21 protein-coding genes are annotated in these 26,409 nt (G+C 55.4%); 8 read left to right on the top strand and 13 right to left on the bottom strand.

Annotation, left to right across the window (positions count from 1 at the left end):
* Positions 1 to 121: 121 nt before the first annotated feature.
* The 7 genes from LOS15_RS11205 to LOS15_RS11235 form a co-directional block, all read right to left on the bottom strand.
* Positions 122 to 1,255 carry a Fic family protein gene (locus tag LOS15_RS11205; RefSeq protein WP_263065999.1) on the bottom strand — a complete coding sequence of 378 codons (1,134 nt, stop codon included), beginning with the start codon at positions 1,253 to 1,255 and terminating at the stop codon, positions 122 to 124.
* Between the two features lie 326 nt (positions 1,256 to 1,581).
* Positions 1,582 to 2,103 (bottom strand): hypothetical protein, encoded by a 522-nt coding sequence (locus tag LOS15_RS11210; protein WP_263066001.1) that lies wholly within the window; start codon positions 2,101 to 2,103, stop codon positions 1,582 to 1,584.
* Positions 2,103 to 3,167 (bottom strand): hypothetical protein, encoded by a 1,065-nt coding sequence (locus LOS15_RS11215; RefSeq protein WP_263066002.1) that lies wholly within the window; start codon positions 3,165 to 3,167, stop codon positions 2,103 to 2,105. Before LOS15_RS11215 ends, LOS15_RS11210 begins: the two co-directional genes overlap by 1 nt.
* 113 nt (positions 3,168 to 3,280) lie before the next feature.
* Positions 3,281 to 4,858: a glutamine-hydrolyzing GMP synthase gene (gene guaA, locus LOS15_RS11220; RefSeq protein ID WP_263066003.1), complete on the bottom strand. Its 1,578-nt coding sequence runs from the start codon at positions 4,856 to 4,858 to the stop codon at positions 3,281 to 3,283.
* 98 nt (positions 4,859 to 4,956) lie between these two features.
* The gene (gene guaB, locus LOS15_RS11225; RefSeq protein WP_263066004.1) at positions 4,957 to 6,426 is read right to left on the bottom strand and encodes an IMP dehydrogenase; all 1,470 of its coding nucleotides are present in this window, start codon (positions 6,424 to 6,426) and stop codon (positions 4,957 to 4,959) included.
* A gap of 154 nt (positions 6,427 to 6,580) precedes the next feature.
* Positions 6,581 to 7,267: a phosphate signaling complex PhoU family protein gene (locus LOS15_RS11230; protein ID WP_263066006.1), complete on the bottom strand. Its 687-nt coding sequence runs from the start codon at positions 7,265 to 7,267 to the stop codon at positions 6,581 to 6,583.
* Positions 7,268 to 7,291: 24 nt separating this feature from the next.
* Positions 7,292 to 8,491, bottom strand: coding sequence for a Na/Pi symporter (locus tag LOS15_RS11235; protein ID WP_263066008.1), 1,200 nt, complete (start codon positions 8,489 to 8,491; stop codon positions 7,292 to 7,294).
* Between the two features lie 287 nt (positions 8,492 to 8,778).
* Between LOS15_RS11235 and xseA the strand changes: the two genes are divergently transcribed.
* The gene (gene xseA / locus LOS15_RS11240) at positions 8,779 to 10,122 is read left to right on the top strand and encodes an exodeoxyribonuclease VII large subunit (RefSeq protein ID WP_263066009.1); all 1,344 of its coding nucleotides are present in this window, start codon (positions 8,779 to 8,781) and stop codon (positions 10,120 to 10,122) included.
* A gap of 31 nt (positions 10,123 to 10,153) precedes the next feature.
* On the opposite strand, the gene LOS15_RS11245 is transcribed toward xseA, so the two are convergent.
* Positions 10,154 to 10,315, bottom strand: a complete 162-nt coding sequence (locus tag LOS15_RS11245; protein WP_263066011.1) for a hypothetical protein — start codon at positions 10,313 to 10,315, stop codon at positions 10,154 to 10,156.
* A gap of 415 nt (positions 10,316 to 10,730) precedes the next feature.
* Between LOS15_RS11245 and LOS15_RS11250 the strand changes: the two genes are divergently transcribed.
* A complete protein-coding gene (locus LOS15_RS11250; RefSeq protein ID WP_263066013.1) occupies positions 10,731 to 11,585 on the top strand; it encodes an SDR family oxidoreductase in 855 nt (284 codons plus the stop codon).
* Between the two features lie 17 nt (positions 11,586 to 11,602).
* On the opposite strand, the gene LOS15_RS11255 is transcribed toward LOS15_RS11250, so the two are convergent.
* Positions 11,603 to 12,487 (bottom strand): alpha/beta fold hydrolase, encoded by an 885-nt coding sequence (locus LOS15_RS11255; RefSeq protein WP_263066015.1) that lies wholly within the window; start codon positions 12,485 to 12,487, stop codon positions 11,603 to 11,605.
* A gap of 45 nt (positions 12,488 to 12,532) precedes the next feature.
* On the bottom strand, positions 12,533 to 13,135 hold the full coding sequence (locus LOS15_RS11260) for a TetR/AcrR family transcriptional regulator (RefSeq protein WP_263069701.1): 603 nt from the start codon (positions 13,133 to 13,135) through the stop codon (positions 12,533 to 12,535).
* Between the two features lie 210 nt (positions 13,136 to 13,345).
* Here LOS15_RS11260 and LOS15_RS11265 point away from each other — a divergent pair, with 210 nt between their 5' ends.
* Genes LOS15_RS11265 through LOS15_RS11280 form a run of 4 tightly spaced genes read left to right on the top strand, consistent with a single transcriptional unit; the run spans position 13,346 to position 19,827 of the window.
* A complete protein-coding gene (locus LOS15_RS11265) occupies positions 13,346 to 14,581 on the top strand; it encodes an efflux RND transporter periplasmic adaptor subunit (RefSeq protein ID WP_263066016.1) in 1,236 nt (411 codons plus the stop codon).
* Positions 14,578 to 17,676: an efflux RND transporter permease subunit gene (locus LOS15_RS11270; RefSeq protein ID WP_263066018.1), complete on the top strand. Its 3,099-nt coding sequence runs from the start codon at positions 14,578 to 14,580 to the stop codon at positions 17,674 to 17,676. The genes LOS15_RS11265 and LOS15_RS11270 overlap by 4 nt, the downstream gene beginning before the upstream one ends.
* A complete protein-coding gene (locus LOS15_RS11275) occupies positions 17,676 to 19,106 on the top strand; it encodes an ATP-binding protein (protein ID WP_263066019.1) in 1,431 nt (476 codons plus the stop codon). The genes LOS15_RS11270 and LOS15_RS11275 overlap by 1 nt, the downstream gene beginning before the upstream one ends.
* 10 nt (positions 19,107 to 19,116) lie before the next feature.
* Positions 19,117 to 19,827, top strand: coding sequence for a response regulator (locus LOS15_RS11280; protein WP_263066021.1), 711 nt, complete (start codon positions 19,117 to 19,119; stop codon positions 19,825 to 19,827).
* Between the two features lie 9 nt (positions 19,828 to 19,836).
* On the opposite strand, the gene LOS15_RS11285 is transcribed toward LOS15_RS11280, so the two are convergent.
* Positions 19,837 to 20,751, bottom strand: coding sequence for an alpha/beta hydrolase (locus LOS15_RS11285; RefSeq protein WP_263066023.1), 915 nt, complete (start codon positions 20,749 to 20,751; stop codon positions 19,837 to 19,839).
* A 185-nt stretch (positions 20,752 to 20,936) separates the two neighbouring features.
* Here LOS15_RS11285 and LOS15_RS11290 point away from each other — a divergent pair, with 185 nt between their 5' ends.
* Positions 20,937 to 21,332 carry a hypothetical protein gene (locus LOS15_RS11290; protein WP_263066025.1) on the top strand — a complete coding sequence of 132 codons (396 nt, stop codon included), beginning with the start codon at positions 20,937 to 20,939 and terminating at the stop codon, positions 21,330 to 21,332.
* Positions 21,333 to 21,550: 218 nt separating this feature from the next.
* Positions 21,551 to 23,599, top strand: coding sequence for a choline BCCT transporter BetT (betT, locus tag LOS15_RS11295; RefSeq protein ID WP_263066026.1), 2,049 nt, complete (start codon positions 21,551 to 21,553; stop codon positions 23,597 to 23,599).
* A gap of 87 nt (positions 23,600 to 23,686) precedes the next feature.
* Here the strand turns inward: betT and adhP are convergent, their stop codons facing one another.
* Entirely contained in the window at positions 23,687 to 24,715 is a 1,029-nt protein-coding gene (gene adhP, locus LOS15_RS11300) for an alcohol dehydrogenase AdhP (protein WP_263066027.1), read from the bottom strand.
* Between the two features lie 120 nt (positions 24,716 to 24,835).
* Entirely contained in the window at positions 24,836 to 26,356 is a 1,521-nt protein-coding gene (locus LOS15_RS11305; protein WP_263066028.1) for an aldehyde dehydrogenase family protein, read from the bottom strand.
* Between the last annotated feature and the right edge of the window lie 53 nt (positions 26,357 to 26,409).

Genomic DNA, 26,409 nt, shown 5'->3' on the forward strand with positions numbered 1-26,409 from the left:
GGCCTGGGTTTAATAAATAACAAAAAAAGTCACTCAAGGTGACTTTATAAGGAGATTTATAAACCTCACCAGCAGGTACCTTATGCACATTCCATGGTATAGAGGCTTTGTGTACTCTCCACTAAAAGGTGCTATTCACTGTTCGCCCAAGTAACACCGTATAGCGCGTGCTGCGCCCACCGCCGGGTAGCTTGGAAAGGCAGCCTTTTTCCATCAGTTCTGCCAAATCCCGCGTGGCGGTGGCTTTACTCACCTTGGCAAGCGACTGGTACTTACGAGCATTGATACCCTGCGCAAACTCCTCCCCTGCGGTATCCAACAAACGGTTCAACACCTTAATTTGCCGTTCGTTCAGCACGGTTGTCGCATGGCGCTGCCAGAAGGTGGCCTTTATAAGCACACGATCGATCCTTAACAGCGCCTGCTCAAGCGCTTCTTTCAGCGTATCGAGGAACCACAACAGCCAAGGTGTAATATCGAGGCTGCCTTTCTGGGTGCTTTCGAGATAATCGTAGTAAGCGCTGCGACGCGCCATGATCGCCGTACTTAGAGAGTAGAAACGCACCGACTGCCGCTCTGCCTGCGCGAGCGCCCGGTCGGTGACGGCACGAGTGACGCGCCCATTGCCATCATCAAAGGGGTGCAAGGTGATCAACCATAAATGGGTTATGCCAGCTCGAACCAACGCATCCAGCCCCTGTGGTGGATGGTTGAACCACGTCAGAAACGCATCTAATTCGGCATCTAGCTGTTCACGGGGCGGCGCTTCAAAATGAACGGTAGGCCGATCAAGTCGCCCCGATACCAACTGCATGGGATGATCACCACGCAACTCCCCCACCCGTATCTGACTAATCAGGCCAGGGCCTTGCACAAACAGCATGGACTGCCAAAGACACAACCGCTCATGGGTAAGCGGTTCATCCAATTGACGCGTAGATTGCAGCAATAGCTCGACCAGCGCTTCAGATTCAGGTGTTGTTCTGCCAGACATACCGGCCGGCTCGATGCCCAACTGGCGAGCCACGGAAGACCTCACGGAGCCAACATCCAGGCGTTCGCCTTCGATTTCGCTGGTACGAAGTGCATTCTGGATCAGCGCATCCATCTCCACATCCAGATCTGCCTGCCCAGGCGCTGCCTCAGTTTTACCCAACACATGCCCCTGCAGCAGCCGCACGGCATCTAACGTAGGTCGCAGCGCGGACTCGTCCCACTCAAAATGCGGCCAATGTGGCTGTTCCCAGATATACATGAGCCGGTTGCCCTGCCTATTCAGATCATATTATGAGCCGATTATGGTTGATATTTGGCTCATGGGCTAGTAAGGGGATTGATTCGGATGGGAAAATTGTTGCAGAAGAGAATGAATATTGAGGCTGAGCGTATAATCCTAAGATAACCTGTAAAAACAGTTTTAAAAGCTTCTTTAATTTTGCGATCTTTCAGTGGTAATGGCTCCGAAATTTGAATACTTATAAAAAGCCAATATAGGTTTTAATTAAAAAACGACACTACAAAACCATTATAATCGTATAAAAATGAGCCTAAATCACATCTCAATGTTAAATATTTGAAGATTCAAACATCATTATCAGCTTCACGCTCTTCTCTTTTGGTATGAAGCTCGTTAATAAACATGACATTACTATACATAACATAAAAAACAGACTCTAACTGCAAAAAAGTAAGAACAATCACTAAAGAAACAGCCAACTGCTTAATATTCAAAAAATATTCACTATCAATCAAGAAAAATCCAAATACTAACTCTCCCAAAAATATAAGCACCACTGCTGTTACTACAAAAGCAGATTTGAGCACACTGGCAACCAACCCTTCCAACCGCCTAGTTTCATTAAGAGAATCATTAAAATCTGCATACTCCACTTTTTTAGGGTTAACTATTTTACTTAAAGCATTAGGATACAAGAAAGCTATCCATATACCCATAATAGTAAAGACCATAGCAGAGACTGTCAGCAGTGACTCCATATATTCTTTAAGCTCGGAATATTCATAATCAAAATCTACAGTATGAAAAATTATAAACAAGCAAAAAAGAAATGCCATGTATATTAAAATTTTAGTAAAAATCTTCATTATACGGCCTCCGAAATAGAGCTCCGCAAAGAAGATTCTTCCTTTAATTTAGCCACATAATTATGCCTACCGTCTTTAATTTTATTATGAAGCTCTTTTGCGCTTATTAAATCTTTTTTGCGATTAATGAATTTTACTGTATTTTTTAGCCTATATTTGTCGACCCAAACTATCCCAGCTTCCGTTTCAAAACCAACATTATCCCAGTTGTTTTTAGAACGACCCTCTTTCGCTGTTTTCTCAACAATCTCACGAATTTCTTCTACCGAAGGTTTAGCTTCGGCCTTTATTTCTATTTTTCTAGATTTAGATTTAGATTTCACAGAAACATATGGCACTAAATCAGTAAATTTCTTAACCCATTCTGCACGCGCGTCCTGTGAGTCAACACGAACAGTTTCTCTTTTCACGATGTGCGTTACTCTTTTAGAAAGTTCTTGAAAGCCTACACTAGCAGTCTCCATAATTTTTAGTGACATGGAGAATGAGAAACGATACTTTTCGTCACTTTTTCCCACAAATGCCAACCTGACATGCCCTTGCTCTGTATATGTTCTTTCTCGATTCGGATGCTTAACTCTATTACTTATACATGAAGTAACAAAATCTTGGAAAAGCTGGGCATCACAAACAGAATGATCAAATTTAATTGAGACTATGACATTATATTCCGGAATCACCCAGTAGTAACACGGCCTTCCCCAAATCACTTTTTTCCCTCGGTGCTTACCATTATGCTTAACAACTTGGCTTCCGGAACCAGCTTCATCTTCGGGAACACCCCATAACCCTTCCACCCCACCTGGATCAGACTTCCATAAAACTATAAAGAAATCACCGGTAGCATCATCTTTAAAGATATCTTTGCAATAAGCACTAGGCTTATTAGATTTAGCCTCTTGCGCGTCCCATGGTATGGTACTCGCAAACGGGCGACCGTCTAACCAGCTTGAAATTAGGGAAAATGTTTCATCAACCTCACAGCCATATGTTTTGTTACCACCTGCGCGATACAAGCCACATCGATCTATTTTAAAAAAATTCATATGACCTGTATCAGACATAATATCAACACCGATTTTTAAATTTAACTAGGATATTAACTGAAATTAAAAGGCCCGCCTAGGGGCGGGCCTTTAATAGGGATATATTCTAACTTTAGTTCTATACGACACCCTCACTCCCACTCAATCGTAGCAGGCGGCTTGCTGCTTACATCGTAGGTAACCCGAGAAACCCCTTCCAACTCGTTGATAATGCGGTTGGACACCTTCTCCAGCAGCTCGTAGGGCAGGTGCGCCCAGCGGGCGGTCATGAAGTCGATGGTTTCGACGGCGCGTAGCGCAATGACCCACTCGTAGCGGCGGCCGTCGCCGACGACCCCTACGGATTTCACCGGCAGGAACACGGCGAATGCTTGGCTGGTTTTTTCGTACCAGCCAGAGGCGCGTAGCTCTTCGATGAAGATGGCGTCGGCATCGCGGAGGATATCGGCGTAGTCCTTTTTCACTTCACCCAGAATGCGCACGCCTAGGCCGGGGCCAGGGAACGGGTGGCGGTAGACCATATCGTAGGGCAAGCCGAGTTCGAGGCCGAGTTTGCGCACTTCGTCTTTAAACAGTTCGCGCAGCGGCTCGACCAGCTTGAGCTTCATGGTTTCCGGCAGGCCACCCACGTTGTGGTGGGACTTGATCACGTGCGCCTTGCCGGTTTTGGAGGCGGCGGACTCGATCACGTCAGGGTAGATGGTGCCCTGGGCCAGGAAGTCGACGCCATCGATTTTGCTGGCTTCTTCATCGAACACGTCGATAAAGGTGTTGCCGATGATTTTGCGCTTGGCTTCCGGGTCTTTCTCGCCTTCCAGCTTGCCGAGGAACAGCTCTTCGGCATCTACGCGAATCACTTTCACGCCCATGTGCTTAGCGAAGGTTTCCATCACTTGGTCGCCTTCGTTCTTACGCAGCAGGCCGTTATCCACAAACACGCAGGTTAGCTGGTCGCCAATCGCTTTGTGCAGCAGTGCGGCTACTACAGAAGAGTCGACACCGCCAGAAAGGCCGAGCAGTACGTGGCGATCGCCTACTTGCTCGCGTACGCGCTGTACTTGGTCTTCGATGATTTGTGCCGGTGTCCACAGCTTTTCGGCACCGCAAATATCCAGCACGAAGTGCTCAAGAATGCGCTGGCCTTGCAGGGTGTGGGTCACTTCCGGGTGGAACTGTACGCCATAGAACTGCTTTTCTTCCCAGGCCATGGCGGCAATCGGGCAGCTCGGGGTAGAGGCCGTCACGGTGAAGGTGTCAGGTACTTGGGCGACTTTGTCACCGTGGCTCATCCACACATCCAGCAGCGCGTTGCCAGAAGCAGCGTCTACGTGGTCTTTAATGTCTTTGAACAGTGCGTTTTCAGCGTCGATTTGAATTTGGGCATAGCCAAATTCGCGCTGGTTAGAGCCTTCGACTTTACCGCCCAGCTGCTCGGCCATGGTTTGCATGCCATAGCAGATACCCAATACCGGCAGGCCCATTTCAAACACGCACTGTGGGGCACGCGGGGAATCCAGCTCGGTCACAGATTCCGGGCCACCGGCCAGGATGATGCCGTTAGGGTTGTATTCGCGAATCTCTTCCTCGGTGATATCGAAGGCGCGGATTTCAGAGAATACGCCGATTTCACGTACCCGGCGGGCGATCAGCTGGGTGTACTGGGAGCCGAAGTCGAGAATCAGAATCTTATGGGCGTGAATGTCACTCATGGCAGGGTCTCGGTTAAGCGGTGCGGGTGCCGCTGGTAAGGCCAAAAAGCAAGCGGCGAGCTGCAATGCTCGCCGCGCCATTTAATAAAACGTGCTGGTTAGCTCACCCGGTAGTTGGGAGCTTCTTTAGTGATCTGCACGTTATGAACGTGGGATTCGTTAAAGCCAGCGCTGGTAATTTGTACAAACTCCGGCTTGGTGCGCATTTCTTGGATATCGCGGCAGCCGGTGTAGCCCATGGAAGCGCGCAGCCCGCCCATCAGCTGGTGAACGATAGCGCCCATCATGCCTTTATAGGGTACGCGGCCTTCAATGCCTTCCGGCACCAGTTTCTCGGCGCCTTCGCTCTTGTCTTGGAAGTAGCGGTCGGCACTGCCCTGGTTCTGAGACATGGCGCCCATGGAGCCCATACCACGATAGGCTTTGTAGGTACGGCCTTGGTAAAGCTCAACTTCACCCGGCGCTTCTTCGGTACCGGCCAGCAGGCCACCCACCATCACCGCACTTGCGCCTGCGGCGATGGCTTTGGCTAGGTCACCTGAGAAGCGAATGCCGCCATCGGCGATCAGCGGAATATCGAATTCTTGCAGCGCTTCGGCCACGTTAGAAACCGCAGTGATTTGCGGTACGCCAACGCCTGCCACAATGCGCGTGGTGCAGATAGAGCCGGGGCCAATACCCACCTTAACGGCGTCTGCACCTGCTTCCGCCAGCGCTTTTGCGGCGGCGGCGGTGGCGATGTTGCCGCCAATCACTTGAATGTTGGGGAAGTTCTCTTTAATCCAGCGCACACGGTCGATAACACCTTTGGAGTGACCGTGGGCAGTATCCACAATAATCACATCCACACCGGCGTCGGCTAGGGCAGCAACGCGATCAGGCGTTTCGGGGCCGGTGCCAACGGCGGCGCCTACCAATAAGCGGCCATCGCTATCTTTAGCCGCCATCGGGTAGGTGCGGGCTTTTTCGATGTCTTGGAAAGTCACCAAACCGCGCAGGTGAAACTCGTCATCAACAATCAGCATTTTCTCAATGCGGTGTTCGCGCATTTTGGCTTTGCTGGTTTCAAGGTCGGTGCCTTCCTTGACGGTAATCAACCGCTCACGGGGGGTCATGATGTCCGCAACGCTGTCGCCGTGATTGGGCTGGAAGCGCATATCACGCTCGGTCACAATCCCGACCAGCGTTTCGCCTTCAACCACGGGAAAACCAGAGAAGCCGTTCTCACGCGCCATTGCCAGCAGGTCATCCAGCTTCGCCTTGGGGCTAACAGTGACCGGATCTTTTACAATCACGCTTTCGTGCTTTTTAACCTTACGCACTTCAGCGGCTTGCTGGCTCATGGCCATGCTCTTATGGATAATGCCAATGCCGCCTTCCTGAGCCATCGCAATTGCTAGACGCGCTTCGGTAACGGTGTCCATTGCAGCAGAAAGCAGCGGGATGTTGAGTGAAATATTGCGGGTCAGGCGGGTTTTGAGGCTGACATCCTTGGGCAGAATATCGGAGAAGCCGGGAACGAGGAGTACGTCATCGAACGTAAGTGCTTCTTGGGCCATACGTAGCATAGCGGCAACACCCTGATGGAAGAGGAAGTGGGGCGTGGAAAGTTAATCCCCTATTATAACGTTTGGAGGGGTGTACCAGCAATGCGATGGGAGCATATACAAAACAAGCAGCCCCCCTAAAGGGAGCTGCTTGTCTGTTTCAAGCTAGACGACGTTAATCCAGCGCGCGGTCGTCTTCTTCACTGGGGAAGTCCAGATCCTCCAAACGCCCGGTCACCGCCGTGGCGATATTGGCCAAGTGCGAAGAAACCCGCTTGTAGTGGCGCGCGAGCAGCGAGTACGCCACGGCTTCATGAAATTCAACCGCCTCTTCTTCACCCAGCAGCGCTTCAATGAGGTCATCGCAGATGCCGCCAATTTCGCGAGCGGCGGTGATGATGCGATGGGCCTGGGCTTCGTCTGAGTCCCGCGTAGCCGTGATCAACTCTTTAAACAGACCGGATAGACGCTCGGAGATCTTATCCAAGGGCTTCTGATAGCGATCAACATGAAAGCCCTCACTGTAGAAAGCGCCAACTTCAAAGACGTTTTTACAGTAATCGCCGATGCGCTCAGCATCTTTTGCAACGCTCATCAACGCCAGGCAGATAGAAACATCATGGCCGGGATTAACGGTCAGGTGGCGCAGTACTTTACGGCGGATAGAGCGCTCAAGCTCGTTGACCGCCACATCCCGCTGATAAAGCGGCTGGCGCACGTCTTCGGCCGGCACCGTGCTGTAAAGCACCTCGTTAGCACGTGCGAACATCCAGGCACCATGCTCCAGCATTTTGGTCAGATCCGCGTAGGCCTGATCAATGCTGGTTTCCGAGGTAAGCGCACTATAAAGCTGTTTGAACATGATAAACCCCTCGGTTGGCCGCGCTTAGCGCAGGCGCATGAACAATTCGGTTAAGGTAATGCCGACCACCGGCACCACCAGGAATACGCCTATCAGGAACATGAAGGCGTAGCGGATCTGCTTACCAGCCAAGCGGCCATACCACGTGGCAATACGCAGCGGGATCACCCTCAGCGGCCACCAAATAACCGTACCAGTTAAGTTAAAAATAACGTGAAACAGCGCCACCGTCATCGCCGCAGCGATAGGGTTAGCAGTCGCCGCCAGTACGCTGGTAATAGTGGTGCCCAGGTTAGCTCCCATCATAAAGGGTAGCACTCGGCGTAGGCGCACCACGCCCGCACCCGCCAGGGGCACCATCAGGCTGCTGGTAATAGAGCTAGACTGCACCAGCACCGTAGACACCACCCCGACACCGTAGGCCCGCGCATCGGTACGGAAGAAATAGGTACGGAAGAGGCCATCCATATGGCGCAGCAGCGCACCGCGCAGATTCTTCACCATAAAGACCAGCGCTGTGAACATCAGCAGCAGGCCCAACCCTGCGACGAACAGGCCCGCAGAGGCCACGCTAGGCATCAGAGCGTTACCTAGCCAACTGGCAACATCAACAATGGGGGCAGTGATTACCTTAATCGGACTACTGGGCTTGGCAACTTCCTCCAAGCCAATCAGGTCCGCTAACCAACCGGCTAGCCGTGTAAAGATGCCGTAACCATTCTCATGGAACATTCCCGTCAGCCACTCCACCGGGAAGACCAGCAAGACCGTGAGAATATTGAATAAGTCATGCATCAGCGCCGCAGTAAACGAGCGGCGGAAGTTACGTTTGATCCGCACGTTCGCCAGAGCCACGATGACGCCGGTAACGGCGGTGCCGATATTGGCGCCCATGATGGCGAAAACCGCCGTGCCCAGCGTCATTTCGCCGCTAGCCACCAAGGTGACAATCAGCGCCGACGTGAACGACGAGCTCTGCACGATCATGGTGACCAACACCCCAGCCATTAAGGCAATAAAGGGGTTCGCACCAAGCGCGAAGGCACGGGCTAACAGGTCGCTATCGCTACCGAACGTACCCAGGCCAGCGCCCAGTACGTTAAGTGCAGCCAAGAACAGGTAAAGGCACAGGCCGGCGTAAATACCGCGCAACCACGCGGGCACCTCACGCGGCACCTCGCGAGCTAGAGCAGGACGATCGGTTGAAGGTCCGAGATTCGACATAAGTGGTCTGCCGTGTTGGTGGACAATCTATGTATGACGCTTTGATGACAGTTTTGTGTCGGCGAGCAACTTAGCACGGTTATGTGACAATTTGATGACGAAAACAAAACAATCTAGTGAATAACCGAGGCACGGCGGTCTCTCCCTGCCCCCATTGCAAAGACCCTCTCGAAGACCAACGCGAAGACCGTCGCAAAGAGCATTGCTGATACACGTTATCGTATTGTCTAATGATCATCTCCCTTCATTGATGACCGCACTGCAAGCGTTGGATGACACCTGCCTCCATGACCGCCTCAAACAGCACTATCTTCTCAGTCAGCGAACTCAACCTCAAGGCGCGCAAGGCGCTAGAGCGAGACATGGGCGAAGTATGGGTCGAGGGCGAGCTGTCTAACGTTTCTCGCCCTGCGTCGGGGCATATCTACTTCACACTTAAAGATGATCGCGCGCAAATACGCTGCGCGCTGTTTCGTCAGCGGGCGCGGTTTGTAGCCGCCCCCATGCGCGATGGCGACCAGGTCAAACTACGCGGGCGCGTATCGTTATTTGAGCCGCGGGGCGACTATCAATTAATTGCCGAAGCGGTGCAGGCAGCGGGCCTAGGCGAACTGCTAGCTGCCTTTGAGCGTCTGAAAGCGCAGCTGGAAGGTGAAGGCGTGTTTGCCAATACCCGCCCCCTGCCCTTTCCGCCTCGCAAAATTTTGATTTTAAGCTCTGCCAGCGGCGCGGCCATTCGCGATGTACTGGCCGTGTTTGAAGCACGCTGGCCGTTGGCGGATGTGACGCTAATTCCAGTGCCTGTTCAAGGGGCTGATGCGGCACCGGCGATGATTTCGGCGTTGGGCCTGTTAAACCGCCAAACACGCCTCGACCCCGAGCAGGATATCGTGCTGCTGACTCGTGGTGGCGGCAGCCTTGAAGACCTATGGGCTTTCAATAATGAACATCTCGCCCGGGCGATTTTTCACTCCCGCTTGCCGGTGATGTCGGCGGTGGGCCACGAAGTGGATGTCACCCTAGCGGATTTTGCGGCGGATATGCGCGCTCCAACCCCTTCCGCCGCCGCCGAGCGCTTAGTGCCCGACCAAAAGACCCTGAAGCGCCAGCTGGAACAGGCGGAAAACCGCCTGCACCGCGCCATGCAGTCACGCTTAGAGCGCGACAGCCAACGCCTAGATACCCTACGCGCCCGCCTACGCCACCCCGGCGAGCAGCTCAACCGCCAGCGTCAACACCTCACCGCCCTTACACAGCGGCTGCAGCGCGCGATGCAGCACATACTCCTCCAGCAACACGCCCGCGTCACGCAATTAGAACGGCGTTTAGCCAGCCAGGATATGGCACGGCTGTATCGCGCTGAGCAGGAGCGCCTATTCAGCTTACAGCGCCGCTTGGGCAGTGCCATGCAGCGCGCCGTGGAAGTACGGCAAATGCGCCTCAATAGCGCCGCCCGTGAATTAAACGCGGTTAGTCCGCTTGCGGTATTAGGGCGCGGCTACGCCATCGCCCAGGACGAAAAAGGCCACATTATTCGTCGCGCAGACGACACCGCCCCTGGCCAAAAGCTCTCGCTACGGCTAGGTGAAGGAAAACTCAGCGTGGAAGTAAAACGGCGCTACAAAAAGTAGCGCCGCGAATGTTGGGCTAGCCAACACACATCTATTTGCGATCTTTCTTGTCGGATGAATCGCCGTCGCTATCGGGATTAACATGATGCGTATCCGGCATCGGATTGGCGTCGTCGTGATGGTCATCACGCTGGTCTTTCTTAGGGTCGTCTTTATCGGGGTGCGCACTTGCGGCAGAAAATTCGCTGTTCATATTACCTCCTACTCCATGGTGGTAGTCATAGGGTAGCGGTGTAGATGGAACGTTAAACAACCTCCACTACGAACCACAGCCTAAGAGCTAACCGTGATTATCAATTAGCTCTGCTCACTATAGTCGCTCTTCTCTTTCTTGCCATTTCCCATCCCGGCAAGGCAATCAGTTGCTACCCCACCCGCCTGATTAAAAAATATTAAAAATATCATTAGCTTTTACTAACAGCGCTGCAGAAAACAACAACTATCAGGGTTTTAAATAAGACTTATAACGTGTGGCGATACCTTGCCCTTGGCGGTTAGTCAGTTCGTGTTTGCCCTTCAGCAAACGCCTGGACTACGTTGAAATTGGACAGGCACCAGAAAGCACGGGTGCCCGTTGAACCAATGTGCTAACAAAGGAGTGACCGCACATGAGCAAACAGCAACAGCCACCCCAGCATCAAACCAAGCAGCCAGGCGACGAGCACGCTATGCATCCCGAACCGGAATACATCCGCGATAGCTACCGAGGCGCTGAAAAGTTGCAGGATAAAGTCGCGATTATTACCGGCGGTGACAGCGGCATTGGCCGTGCGGTGGCAGTGCACTTCGCCCGGGAAGGCGCCGACAGCGTGATTGTGCACTTAAAAGAGGATAAAGATGCCGAAGCAACCAAACGACTGGTGGAAGCGGAAGGCCGCCGCTGCCTGGTACTAAAAGGCGATGTGGCAGAGCCCAGTTTTTGCCGTGAAATAGTAGAGCGAACGCTGCAAGCGTTTGGCAAGCTGAACATTGTCATTAATAACGCTGCCGAGCAGTACGATTGGGAAGATATAACCGATATTCCTGACGACCAACTGCTGCGCACGTTTCAAACCAATCTATTCAGTCATTTTTACTTAACAAAAGCAGCGCTGCCTCATTTAAGCGAGGGCGATACCATTATCGCCACGTCTTCCATTAACGCGTTTAAAGGCAACGATACGTTAATTGACTACACCGCTACCAAAGGGGCCGTTCAAGGGTTAGTGCGCTCGCTGGCAATCTCGTTGATAGATCGGGGCATTCGTGTCAACGCCGTGGCGCCTGGGCCCGTGTGGACGCCGCTCATTCCGGCAAGCTTTGATAAAGAGAAAGTCGCCGCGTTTGGTAATCAAGTGCCTATGAAACGTCCCGGCCAGCCCAGCGAAATGGGGCCAGCCTATGTGTACCTCGCCAGTGAGGAGTCATCCTACATGAGCGGCCAAACGCTGCACCTAAATGGCGGGGTTATCCTGAATACCTAACGGTGAAGAGGCACGGCTTAACGCGCTTCCAGCAGAAACGGCAGCGCCTCATCCAGCAGGATATCGGGTATCTCTTCGGCGATGTAGTGGCCGCACGGGAGTGCTTTGCCTTCCACCTGGGTCGCTACTTTGCGCCATTCGGCAAGCGCATCAAAACACGCCTCTATCGCCCCTTCGACCCCCCACATCACGTTTAATGGGCAGGTAAGTTTAACGCCAGCGTCTATATCTGCTTGATCGTGAATCAAATCAATACTGGCGCTGGCGCGGTAATCACCGCAAATACCCGTTGCGGCGCCAGGAAGCAAAAGGCAGCGCTCGTACTCCGCGAGCGCTTCTGAGGCGAAAGGCGCCATGCCTGCACTGCGCGCCCCCATCACGCTTTTTAAATACTGGGCGGGGTCACTGTTAATCAGCATTTCCGGCAGCGGTTGGGGACGAATGAGAAAAAACCAGTGCCAGTAGGCGCGCGCAAAGGCTTCGGTAGTGCCGCGATACATGGCCAGGGTGGGGGCAATGTCCAACAGCACCATACGCTCAACGCGCTCCGCGTGGTCTATGCCCAAGCGATGGGCCACCCGCGCCCCGCGGTCGTGGGCCAGTACCTTAAAGCGCTCAAAACCCAACGCGCTCATTAACGCAGCCATGTCGTTAGCCATGGTGCGCTTGGCGTAGTTGAGGTGCTCTGGGTCGTCGTCGGGTTTAGCGCTATCGCCGTAACCACGTAGGTCCGCCGCCACAACGGTGAAGTGCTGGGCCAGGGTAGCCGCCACGTTATGCCAAATCACATGGGTTTGCGGGTGACCGTGAAGCAGCAGTAGCCCAGGGCCGCTACCGCCCAGGCGAAAGGCAATATCCACGCCATTAACCTGGCGCGTGTGCTTCTCAAACCCTTTAAACATACTTTCACCCCACTGCATGCTCTAACGTGGCTGTGCCAGAGATGTTTAAGCGCTGATGGGCGACTCTGCCTTTAATACCTGCTCGAACAAAATCGCCTCAAAGTGCTCCATCGGTGCGACAGATTTGAGCGTTTTAGCGCGTAAAATCGCGCCTTCCCAACCAGAAAGCACAAAGCTCGCCAGGGCGTCTGGCGCAATCGTCGTACTGACGGCGCCTTCGGCTTGGGCATCGCGCAGGCAGGTCACCAGGCGTTTTTCCCAGCGCTGGAACACAAGGTTAAGCGCATCGCGGAAGGTATCGCTCTGGCCGGAAAGCTCTTGCCCCAGATTGCCAATTAAACAGCCGGTTGTATGATCGCATTCGCGCATGTGCGCACGGCCAGCGGCAAAATAACGGCGCAGCCGCTCTAACGGCGGTAAGGTGGCGTCTTCAAGCAGCATGGCCAAGTTATCATCGTACTCTGTGGCAAAGCGCTCTATCACCGCCAAGCCAAAATCTTCCTTGCTGGAGAAGTAGTGATAAAACGAGCCTTTGGGCACACCGCAGGATTTTAGAACGGCATTAATACCCGTCGCGTTATAGCCCTGTTGGGCAATAAGTGCAGCGCCAGTTTCAATTAACTTATCGCGGGTCGCGGTGTTTTTTATCATGTGACGTAGACCAGTAGTCTAATGATGTTCAAATACAGTGAGCGGTCGTTCTTTTTACGACGCTATTAGGTAACGCCATGCCGGGCAAGCGTGTTGCACATAAATTGCACATTACTTACCTAATCGCTGCTTAGGAATCGTAGATGCTAGCATGATACGCCTAATGACCTGGAACTTTCGCCCCTAGCCAACGGATGACGCCCGTTAATGACCCCTTCTCGCTATTACGCTTCACTTCAACAAGGCCGCATTCATTTCGGCGCCCTAGCCGCGCTGCTGGTATTCGCCGGCGGGCTGGCGCTGGCCTGGTGGATTATTAGCCAGCCGCCCCGCATTGAACGGCGCCCACCGCCGCCAACACCACCGCCGGTGGTGGATGTCATCAGCGTAGAAGAGCGCCTCCAAGCGCCGCAACTCAGCGGTTTTGGCCGGGTAGAGGCAGAAAAATCCACCCTATTGGCCAGCCGCGTTGCTGGCCAGCTGGAACGTTTTGGGCAAGGCGTCCTCCCCGGCCAAGTGGTGGAGCAGGATGCCCCCCTGGTATATATCGACCAAGCAGACCTACAGCTAGCGCTTGAAGACGCTGAGGCGCAGCTGGCTAACGCCCAAGCGCTGCTCGCCTTAGAACAGGCGGAACAGCAGCGCGCCCGCAGTGAATATGAATCCTTTGGTCGCCAGCTTTCCGCTGAGCGCCGCGCCTTGGTACTGCGCGAGCCCCAGCTGCGTCAGGCCCAGGCGCAGCTTACCCAGGCACGCGTAGCGCGTGATCAGGCGGCATTAAATTTAGAGCGCGCTACATTAAAAGCGCCCTGGCGGGCCATGATTCAAGACCGCTTAGTCGGCGCAGGCAGCCTGCTCAGCCAAGGCACGGAAGTGCTTAGCTTGGTGGGGGTTGAGCAGTTTTGGGTACGCGCCTCGCTACCTGGGGAGACCCTGGCGTGGCTACAGCCGGGCGACACCGTGACGCTGACCAGCCAAGGCTGGCCAGAAGGCGCCTCACGGGAAGGCCGTCTGCTATCAATACTGCCCAACCTGGAGGAGAACGGTTTACAAGCGCAGCTGCTAATCGCGGTGGATGATCCTCTCGCCCTTGAAAGTGACACTCTTGAGAACAGCGCTCTTGAAAACAACACCCCCGCCCTGCGCCTGGGCGATGTGGTGCGTATTCGCTACCACACCACGGCTATGGAAACGCTGATTGCCCTGCCCTCTGCGGCGCTGCGCCCTGGCGAGCAGGTGTGGTGGGTTGATGAGGATGAGCGCTTACGCAGCACCACCATTACGTTGGCCTACCGCGGCCAGGAAGAGGCGCTGGTACGCAGTGGCCTAGAGGCAGGCCAGCGCGTCGTGGTGGCCGGGCTTGCCCAGCCACGCGAAGGCCAGCAGGTACGGATACGCCAGCGAGGCGACACCCCTGCACGTGATGATGGAGCCACCCAATGACCCGCCGCGGCCCGCTGGCATGGATGGTCGACCACGGTGTAGCGCCCAACCTGCTGATGGTGCTGTTTATTGTTGGCGGCCTCTTTGCGTCTTTCGCGATCAAAAAAGAGGTCTTTCCTGAGTTTGAGACGGAAATTGTCCAAGTCACCATTAGCTACCCCGGCGCGACCCCGGAAGATGTCGAACAGAGCCTGCTTCTGCCTGTAGAAGCGGCCATTGCCAACGTTGAAGGCATTGATGAACTCACCGCCAGCGCCAGCGAAGGCAGCGCCAGCGTGCGCGCAACCCTAACCGATGGCGTCGACGTTATGCGCGCCTATCAGGATATCCAGCAGGCAGTGAACGCGATTACCACCCTGCCCAGCGCCGCCGACCCACCGCGCTTCACCCTGGCGGGCCGCTCGCGCAGCGTGGTCAGCCTGCAGGTCTATGGCACGGTGGGTTTAGCAGCGCTCCACGACGCCGCAGAGGACGTGCGCGCCGAGCTTCAGGCCACCAGCGGCATCTCTCGTGTCGAGCTCTCCGGCAACCGAGATCGCGAAATTCAGGTGCACCTGGACGACGAAGCCATTGAACGCTATGGATTGGATCACCAGCAGTTAGCCAGCCGCATCGCCGCTGAAGCGCTGGACTTAGCCAGTGGCCAGCTCACCACCGCCGAAGGCGAGTGGCTAATCCGCTATCAAGGGCGGCGTAACAGCGCCACTGAATTCGCTGAACTGCCCATCCTCACCACCCCGCAGGGTGCTCACGTTGTGTTGGGCGATATAGCCCGCGTGAGCGAAGGCTTTGCCGAAACCGACCGCGAGGAGTTCTACAACGGCCTGCCGGGGCTTTCAGTGGATGTTTACCAGGTGGGCACGCAAACCCCCACCAGCCTTTCCACAGCCGTGCATGACGAGCTTGAGCGGCTGCGCACGACGCTGCCAGAAGGCGTGAGCCTGGACGTGTCCCGAGACAGCTCTGTGGTATACCAAGACCGCCTTAGCCTACTGTTGAAAAACGCCTGGATGGGCCTAGCGCTTGTCATGATCCTGATGGCGCTGTTTCTGGAAGCACGGCTGGCGTTTTGGGTAACGCTGGGTATACCCACCGCGTTTTTAGGCGCCATGCTGTTCCTGCCATGGGTGGGCGTCTCCTTGAACCTCATGTCGATGTTCGCTTTTATTATTGCGCTCGGCATTGTGGTAGATGACGCCATTATGGTGGGTGAAAACATCTACAGCTACCGCGAGGAGGGCTACTCGCTGCGCGATGCGGCGGTGAAGGGCGCGGGGGAAATCGCAGTGCCACTCACCTTTGCCATCCTATCTAATATTGTGGCGTTTTTGCCGCTGCTGTTTTTACCCGGTTTTTTAGGGCTAATTTTCGCCACGGTGCCGGTGGTGGTGATTACCGTGTTCTTAATCTCCTGGGTGGAAGCGCTGTTTATTCTTCCCGCCCACCTTGCCCACAGCCGAAAGCCGCGCCAAACACCGGCGTGGCAGCGCCCCCTTGAAGCGGTGCGTCAGCGCATGCAGGGTGGCTTGCACCACTTCACCTACCAGCAGTTCGAGCCATTTTTGCAACGCGCACTCAACCAGCGCCTGCTCTCAGTAGCGCTCGGGGTGGCGATACTCTCGATAGCCCTGGCCTGGGCAATGAGTGGTCGGCTGGGGTTTTCACTCATGCCACGCGTGGAGTCCGACCAAGTGCAAGCCAGCGTGACGCTTCCCATTGGTAGCCACATCAGCATTAGCCGAGAACTTAGCCAGCAGCTGCTCAACGCCGCTGAGCAGCTTAGCGAGCGTGAAGAGACCCTCAGCTTTAGCAGTTCGCGCAGCCGCCTGGACGGTGAAAGCCTTTCGGTGCGTTTGGATATCGCCAGAGAGAGTCTGGACGCCTGGCCGCCTTCCCGTATTGCCGGGGAGTGGCGGGAGCTCACCGGCGATTTAGTCGGCGCACAGTCCGTCCGTTTTGAGTCTGACGTGGGTGGCCCTGGCAGCGGTGCGGCGCTGAGCCTGCGCCTCTCTCATCCCGACACCTTGGTGTTGGAAGCCGCCGCCACCCGGCTGGCAGAGCTGCTGGGAGAGTACGGGTTAACCGATATCGACAGCGGCTTAGGCGATGGCAAGCCGCAGCTTGAAATGCGCCTTTCCGCCGAAGGGCGGGCGCTGGGCTTAACCGGCAGCGACTTGGCCCAGGCGCTGCGCGGCCCCCTACAAGGCGCCACCGCCGTTGAGCAGTTTATAGGTCGGCGGGAAGTCAGCGTGGAAGTCCGCCTACCCGAGCAGGCGCGCGATAGCTTAAACGAGCTATATCGCCTGCCCATACGCACCCCAGACGGGCTCAGCGTACCGCTATCACGGGTCGCCGATATCACCCTCAGTCAGGCGTCCAGCAGTTTGCAGCGTATTGATGGCCGCCGGATTATCACCGTGACCGCCGATACGGAAGGCGATGGGTCGATTAACCAAGTGCTTGCCACCCTTCAAGAGGACGTTTTCCCCACCCTCAGCAATACGTGGCCGGGGCTTGAGGTCAGCATGGGCGGGCGCCAGCAGGACACCGCTGACAACTTAGCCACCCTACGTACCGCGATGTGGTTAATGCTCGCAGCGCTCTATGCACTGCTCGCTATTCCGTTTAGAAGCTACCTGCAGCCGCTGCTGGTACTCGCCGCCATTCCCTTTGGCATTGTGGGTGCCGTGGCTGGGCATATGATTATGGGCTTTGGGCTTTCGATTATCAGCCTGTTAGGCATGCTGGCGCTCTCAGGCGTGGTCATTAACGATGCTCTGGTATTAATCGACTACGCTAACCGCAAGCGCCGCGAAGGCATGGCCCCACGAGAAGCCATTGTGGCCGCCGCGACGCGGCGTCTACGGCCGATTATGATGACCACGTTAACGACCTTTTTAGGCCTTGCCCCGATGATCCTTGAAACCTCCCGCCAAGCACGCTTTATGATCCCTATGGCGATTTCGCTGGGGTTTGGCATGCTGTTTGCCACGGTTATCCTGCTGGTGCTGGTGCCCTGCCTTTACCTTGGCCTTGAGAATCTGCGCGAACGACTGAGCAAGCCACACTCGCCAAGCCCAGAAGGAGCACGCTGATGGCACGGCTCGCGTTATTGCGCCAGTGGCAGCCTTCGCGGCTCGGGTTAAAGTTGTTTGTGGTGATTTTGAGCGTCAACGTCGCCATTGCGGCCAGCATATTTCTGGCGGTCTCCTACAGCATCGATCGCGGCTTTTTAGATTACCTGAACCAAGCCCAGGAGCGTCGGGCGACACTGCTCGCCGATGGGCTGATTACCCGTTGGGAAACCCAAGGCAGCTGGGAGTGGCTGGAACAGTCCCCGGAACGCTGGCCGTTTATTGTGCGTTTCGAGCTTGGCCAGGAGCACCGCGACCGCCCCTCCTCGCTGGGCGAAGCGAGTGATTTTGCCCTACGCGACGCAGAGGGCAATGACGTTATCGCACCGAGCGGCCGTCGCCTTGGCCCGAGTGAGTGGCGCTGGCTCACGCTCTATAGCGACATGACGGGCAACGGCGATAACCACGCCATTGGCGCTCTTGGGTTTCGACCGCCGCAGCATATGATGGAGCGGATGGAGAGCCGCTTTTTAGAGCGCCAGCAACGCAATCTAGTGGTTATTGTGGTCTCACTGGTGCTGGCATCCTTACTGCTGGCGGGAGGAATCTCCTGGTGGTTAGGCCGACGAACCCGCGCCTTAGCGGGCGCCACTCTGCGACTCACCGAAGGGGATTACCACACTCGCCTAGCGGTTAAGGGCCGGGATGAACTTTCTCGCCTCGCGCGGGACTTCAACGTACTAGCGGCCACCCTGGAGGCCAGCCGTGACGCCCGGGCGCGCTGGGTTTCCGATACGGCTCACGAACTGCGTACGCCGCTGGCGGTGCTGCGCGGTGAAATTGAAGCGATGCAGGACGGTATTCGCCCTCTCGACCAGGAGAACCTTGCCTCGTTAGCCCAGGAGGTCGCCCAGCTTGAGCGGTTAGTGACCGACCTGCGCCTGCTCTCCCAAAGCGATGCAGGCGCGCTGGATATTCAGCTCGCGCCCATGAACCTGAGCGAATGCTTGAGCGGCCGCTTAAGCGATGCCGACCGCTGGCTTGAGGAGAGCCGCTTGACGCTGATTACCCACATAAGCCCTGAGGTAATGATTCGCGGTGATGCCCAGCGTCTGCGCCAGCTGTGGAGTAACCTGCTCGATAACAGCTGCGCCTATACGCAGCCCCCTGGCGAATTACAGGTCACCCTAAGCGTCGCGAATAAGCACGCGGTGATCGAATGGCAGGACAGCGCTCCGGGCGTACCTGAGAGCGAGCTTACGCGACTCACCGAGCGCCTTTACCGCGTTGAAGGTTCGCGCAACCGCGCCAGCGGCGGTAGTGGCTTAGGGCTTTCCATTGCCAGCGCGCTGGTGAGTGCCCATGGCGGTACGCTGGAGGCCAGCGCTTCGCCCTTGGGCGGTCTAAAGTGGACGCTGCGCTTCCCTCTATTAACGTCTACCCCTATCTAGCGAGCTGACGATGACCTCACAAGATACGCCTCCCACCCGCTCATTACTGATTGTTGAAGATGAGCCGAAAATTGCCCGACTAATGGCCGACTACTTAACCAGCCACAGCTTCGACACCACCATCATTAGTCATGGCGACGACGTTATGCCGTGGTTAAGCCAGCATGTTCCGGCCCTGGTGCTGCTGGACGTTATGCTGCCGGGTAAAGATGGCTTAACGCTCTGCCGAGAAATTCGCCAGCAGTGGCCAACGCTGCCGATTATTATGGTCACCGCCAAAGTAGAAGAGGTCGACCGCCTGCTAGGGCTGGAACTGGGTGCCGATGACTATATTTGCAAACCGTTTAGCCCCCGCGAAGTAGTCGCCCGGGTGAAGGCCGTGCTACGCCGCAGCCAAGCGGCCGTTGAGCCGACAGAGGCGGGGGGCCAAGCGCCCGTCACGCTGGATGAAGAGGGCTGGCAGGCATTGGCCCACGGCCAGGATCTCGGCCTGACTGCGGTTGAGTTTCAGCTGCTCCGCGTCATGATGCAGTCGCCGGGGCGCATCTTCAGCCGCGAGCAGCTGATGGATCACATGTACCGCGACAACCGCATCGTTTCCGAGCGCACCGTGGACAGCCATATCAAAAAACTGCGCAAGAAAATCCACGAAGCGCTGCCGGAGCTGGAAATCATCCGCTCGGTGTATGGCGTTGGCTATAAGTACCAGCCAGAGGGATAAATGCTGGGGCTAGGGCATTACCTGCCGGTTAAGAAACGCGATGCCTGCATCAATAGCGCTGCCGCGTAGCAAAAAGCTGCCAAAGTGGCCGCGAAAGCGTTGCAAGTAAAGCTCGCTCTCGATGTTGTTGTCCTGCAGCGCCTGATAGAAATCGGTGGCGTGGTCGACAGGCACCAACTGATCCCACTTGCCGTGAAAGAGGAAAAACGGCGGTGCCTCTGGGGTGATCTGCCGAATGGGGGATGCTAATCGATAGGCTTCATTTTTTTCAGCACGGGTACCCCCAATGAAATCCACCACAAGCCGGCCATCGTTAAACTTAAGCAGATCGCTCGGCAAGCCGCCGGCCAACACAGCCGCTAATCGCGTACGCTCGCCGCCATAAGGGTCGGCTAATGGCCCCTCTTCCCCCGCCAGGGCCAACAAGCTCACTAGGTGCGCCCCGGATGAGAACCCAACGCCTACGATTCGCTGTGTATCAATGTTCCACGCTGCCGCATTGGCATGAACCCATGCCATTGCCTGCTGTAAATCATGCAGCTGGGCGGGAAAACGGTATTCAGGGGCAAAACGGTGCTCGATATTCACCGCGACATACCCTTGCGCCGCTAATTGTTCAGCGATGCCCTCCATATCGTCTGGGCCGCGATTACGCCAGCCGCCGCCGTGAACCACCAGCGCGGCGGGTCGCCGTTCAGCCCCCGGTGTTGTGGGCAGCAGCACTCGGGCCTCTAATGCCTGGGGCCAATCCGCCGGGGTGAAGCGCTGAGGCGGTAAACGGGTAAAGGGGATGCTCCTCTGCTGGAGCGAGGCTTGTTCAATGGCTGGGACGGTGGTGCTTTGATGGGTGGCCCCGCAGCCGCTGATCAATAGTACAAGGGCGCTTAGGCTAAGGTAGTGACGTACAGCGCGTAGAGCTGGCATTCATGTCTCCTCATTCAACTAGCGAACGATTAACCGGGCCCCCACCCTGACGCTATGACCCCCTAGCGCCTCAAATGATCATGATTGTTGCACACTTCATGCAAACGGTTTGCACGCGTCTCAACCATACTGACACTGTCTCATTAGCTATTTAGAACGCTAAACCCTTATTGAGAGGTATTTTTATGTCACTTCGCCAACTATTTGCCCCCGCTCTCCTGGCCGTCGCATTAACGCCGTTAGCGTTTACCGTACAGGCAGGCCAGCATGAAGATCGCGTCTATGATCGCGAGCACATGGTAGAACGCATGGAAGAGCGCCGCCAGGAAGTGTTTCAGCGTGCCGGGTTAAGCGAAGAGCAGCAAGCAGCGCTGACCGAAATCCACGCTGAACACCGTGAGGCCGTCCAAGCCTTACAAGAGGAACACCATGCGCGTGTCGCTGACATTCTTAGCGAAGAAGAGCAGCAGGCAGTGCGCGAAGCGATGCGTGAGATTCATCAAGAGTACCGTGGCGAACGTGGACACGGTAAGCGTGGCGCGCATCATAACGGTACTGAAGAGGACAGTGCTGCAGAGTAAAACGCTACTCAGTTAGCAATGACTGTCAGCAATTACTCACCGTTTAGTTTCGATGACATGCCCGGCTTTGCCGGGCATTTCTGTTTCTACACGCCTAAAAACACCCAGGGTTGAGAAGGCGTTGACTTGAACTGGGCGTCGAAACCACGTATTTTATTTGAACGTTCATTCAAAATAAATATTCCCCTTACCTTGTCTAACAACAGGAGTCCGCCTCCATGGCGAAAGACAATTCCGTTCTTCCCTCCCGCGACCGGCTGAATCCCGTGGTTTTTCACGGCAGCGTAGCTGGCATTCTCGTGTTTCTTATCCTAACGATGCTGTTCACAGAACAAGCGGGCGCTTTTTTTGATGCTGGCCTCGCCTGGGTAAGCAAAACGTTTGGCTGGTATTACATGCTAGCGATTGTGGCTTACCTACTGTTCGTAGTAGTGATTGGCATGTCCCGCTTTGGCAGCATACGGTTAGGGCCTGACCATTCTCGCCCAGAGTTTTCGCTGCTCTCCTGGTCGGCGATGCTGTTTGCCGCCGGGATCGGTATCGACCTGCTTTTCTTCAGCGTGGCTGAACCCGTGGCGCACTACCTGGCACCGCCAGATTTAACCCCAGAAAGCCAGGAGGCAATGCGCAACGCCGTCGTTCAAACCTATCTGCACTGGGGGCTCTCTGGGTGGGGGCTGTACGTGTTGATGGGTATGGCGCTGGCCTACTTCAGCTACCGTCACCGCCTGCCGCTGGCGATCCGTAGCGCGCTCTATCCACTGCTGGGCAAGCGTATCCACGGCCCTATTGGTAATGCGGTGGACATTACAGCGGTCATCTCTACCGTCTTTGGTATCGCGACCAGCCTGGGTATCGGGGTCATGCAGTTGAACTATGGCCTGGCCTATATGTTCGACGTGCCTGAGTCGCTCACGGTACAGGTTATTTTGATCGCCCTTGTGGTGGTGCTTGCGACGATTTCAGTGGTGACGGGTGTTGAGAAAGGCATCCGTCGCTTGTCTGAATTCAACATGCTGTTAGCGCTCGCGCTGATGCTATTTGTGCTGTTCTCTGGCGATACGCTGGTACTGCTGGATAAAGTGGTGAATAACGCCGGTGACTATCTATCAGGCTTTGTGGCAGCAAGCTTTGACACCTACGCCTTTGCTGATGAAGGCGCTCAAGAGTGGAAGATGTGGTGGACGATCTTCTTCTGGGGCTGGTGGATTGCCTGGACACCGTTTGTCGGTCTTTTCTTGGCGCGTATTTCACGCGGCCGCACTATTCGCCAGTTTGTTGCAGGCGCCCTGTTTATTCCGCTCTCCTTCATGATGGTCTGGATGTCAGTGTTTGGTAATAGCGGCATTGAGCTGGTGGCTAACCAAGGCGTTGTCGAACTGGGTGAACAAGCCTTGAATACTCCGCAAACCACGCTCTACACGCTGCTTGAGTACTACCCCTATGTAGGTATTACGGCAGCGGTCGTGACCGTACTCGGCATTGTGTTCTTTATTACCTCGGCAGACTCTGGTGCGCTGGTACTGGCTAACTTCACTTCTATATTGAGCGACGTTAACCACGATGCGCCGGTGAAGCTGCGTATTTTCTGGTCCGCGGTCATTGGCTTAATTACTATCGCGCTATTGATGGCAGGCGGGCTGGCCGCACTGCAGAGCGCCGTGGTGATTACGGCCCTGCCCTTCTCGCTGGTGATTTTCGCCATTATGGTCGGCACCTATAAAGCGCTGAAGCTGGAAGGCAGTAAAGCAGATGCCCGGCGCATGATTGCGGGAAGCGCCCCCGGCGGCGACTGGCGCGAGCGGTTGGATCGCGCGTTAGACACCTCTAACCGTGCCGGTGCGGCCGCCACGATTGAGCACTCAATCCGCCCCGCCATGACGCAGTTTGCCCAGGAACTTGAGAGCCGTGGACAGACGGCCAACGTGACCGAAGAGCATGTTGAGGGAGAGTCACTGCCCAACCTGATGCTGCAGGTCGATTTTGGCGATGCAACGAGCTTTGTTTACCAAGTGTGTCCGCACCGCATGCGTACCCCAAGCTTCATCCCCGCTGATGATGACTTCTACGTGCGCTTGGATGTGTTTTTAGCCGAGGGTGGCCAAGATAAAGACCTGAACGGTTACACCCGAGGCCAAGTGATTGGCGACTTAGTAGCGGAGTATGAACGCCATCTACACTTCCTCACCCTGGCAGGCCAGCAGATGGGCCATGTGCAAGCGATGCCCGGTACCATCGGCGAACCACCTGAAGATGCGCAGATGTAAGTAGCGCTTTAAGCACAACGCTAAGTACAAAGCGTAGAACGAAGAATCCCGGCCACGCGGCCGGGATTTTTTATGCACGCTTGGCGTTTAGCCCGCCATGTCTAACACAATACGCCCCTCGATTTTACCGTCTATCATGCGCTGGAAAACATCGTTGATATTGTCCAGTGTATCCGTTGCAACGGTGGCCTCCACTTTGCCCTCTGCCGCAAAATCGAGCGCTTCCTGAAGGTCGCTACGCGTGCCGACAATCGAACCACGAATAGTGATGCCGTTGAGCACGGTGCTAAAGATAGGCAGTGGAAAATCGCCTGGTGGTAAGCCATTAAGGACCAGCGTACCGCCACGGCGCAGCATATTTTGCGCCTGATCGAAGGCCTTCGGCGACACCGCCGTGACCAGCGCACCATGGGCGCCGCCAATGGTCTTTTTCAGGTATGCCGCGGGGTCAGTTTTCATGGCGTTTACCGTGACCGTCGCGCCCAAGCGCTCAGCCAGCGCCAGCTTGCCGTCGTCAATATCGACAGCCGCTACGTTAAGCCCCATGGCTTTGGCATATTGCACTGCCATGTGGCCTAGGCCACCAATGCCCGAAATCACCACCCACTGGCCGGGACGGGTATCGGTCATTTTTAAACCTTTATAAACCGTTACGCCGGCACACAGCACCGGGGCCAGCTCGACAAAGCCAACGTTATCAGGCAGCCGCCCCACATACCCCGCGTCGGCCAAGGTATAGTCAGCAAACCCACCGTTAACGCTGTAACCGGTATTTTGTTGGGATTCACATAAGGTTTCCCAGCCGCCTAGGCAGTGTTCGCAAAAACCGCAGGCCGAGTAGAGCCAAGGAACACCGATACGGTCTCCCTCTTTGACATGGGAAACACCGGCCCCGACTGCCACGACATGCCCAACGCCTTCATGCCCTGGAATAAAGGGAGGTGAGGGTTTTACTGGCCAGTCGCCGTGCGCTGCGTGTAGATCCGTATGGCAGACCCCCGAGGCCGCCACCTTCATCAATACCTCCCCCTGCTTTGGGCGTGGAACATCGACTTCTTCTATGGCTAACGGCTGTCCGAACTCGCGCACGACAGCCGCCCGCATTGTATTATCCATGATGCGACTCCTAATAATGGTTAACGGCAGTTCTAAGCTGCTCTTATCCGTAGAGTTAGCGCCAGAGGATGTGCAGCATCGCCCGGCCTAGGCCGGGCGATGGGAGGACATAACAAACGTTTAGAAGAACCCAAGCGGGTTGATATCGTAGCTGACCAGCAGGTTTTTGGTTTGCTGATAGTGATTCAGCGCCATTTGGTGCGTTTCGCGGCCAACGCCGGATTTCTTATAGCCACCGAAAGCCGCATGGGCGGGGTACTGATGGTAGCAGTTGGTCCATACACGGCCCGCTTGAATGCCACGACCCATGCGGAAGGCCACGTTCATATCGCGGCTCCATACACCCGCGCCCAGGCCAAACTCGGTGTCGTTGGCGATCGCCAGCGCTTCCTCTTCATCTTTGAAGGTTGTGACCGCGACAACCGGCCCAAAGATCTCCTCTTGGAAAACGCGCATCTGATTATTGCCTTTCAGCAGCGTGGGCTGAATGTAATAGCCGCTGTTGATGCTGTCATCCAGAGTCTCTTTATCACCGCCGGTCAGGAATTCAGCGCCTTCGTCACGGGCGATATCCATGTACGACATAATTTTATCGAACTGCTCTTGAGACGCCTGCGCGCCCACCTGCACGTCGGTATCCAGCGGATTGCCGCGCTTGATGGTTTTGGTGCGCTCAATCACCTTCGCCATGAACTCGTCGTACATACTCTCCTGAATCAAGGCTCGCGACGGACAGGTACACACCTCACCCTGATTGAAGAACGCCAGCACGAGTCCTTCTACCGCTTTATCAATGAACGTCGGTTCGGCATTCATGATGTCGGCAAAATAGATGTTGGGGGACTTGCCACCCAGTTCGACGGTGGAAGGAATAATATTCTCTGCCGCGCACTTCAGAATATGCGAGCCAACGGGCGTTGAGCCCGTAAAGGCAATTTTGGCAATCCGCTTGCTGGTCGCCAACGCTTGGCCTGCTTCTGCGCCAAAACCATTGACGATGTTGAGCACGCCGGGTGGCAACAGGTCGCCAATCACTTCCATCACTTTCAAAATGGAGGCGGGAGTTTGCTCAGCCGGCTTGAGCACCACGCAGTTGCCTGATGCCAGCGCGGGGCCTAGTTTCCAGGCCGCCATCAGAATTGGGAAGTTCCAGGGGATAATCTGCCCCACGACACCCAGCGGTTCGTGGAAATGATAAGAGACGGTGTTAGCGTCGATATCCGCAGCGGTGCCCTCTTGGGAGCGCAGGCAACCTGCAAAATAGCGGAAGTGATCAACAGCCAGCGGAATATCCGCATTGAGGGTTTCACGAACGGCTTTACCGTTGTCCCATGTTTCGGCCACAGCGAGCATTTCCAGGTTCTGCTCAAGGCGGTCGGCAATTTTGAGTAAAATATTACTGCGCTCTTGAACCGAGGTTTTGCCCCATGCCGGTGCGGCTTTGTGCGCAGCATCCAGCGCTTTATCGATATCTTCTGCGCTAGAACGAGGAATTTCACAGAACACTTTGCCATTAACTGGGCTAATGTTGTCGAAGTACTGGCCGTTGACAGGGGGAACAAACTCACCGCCAATGTAGTTGCCATAACGTTTTTCAAATGACACCACAGAACCGGTATCACCAGGGTTGGCGTAGATCATCGTAAAGCTCCTGAGTATTATGATTATTAAAAGGTGCCTACCCAGTGTTGAAC

Source organism: Halomonas sp. 7T (genome assembly GCF_025643255.1).
Taxonomy (GTDB): Bacteria; Pseudomonadota; Gammaproteobacteria; order Pseudomonadales; family Halomonadaceae; genus Vreelandella.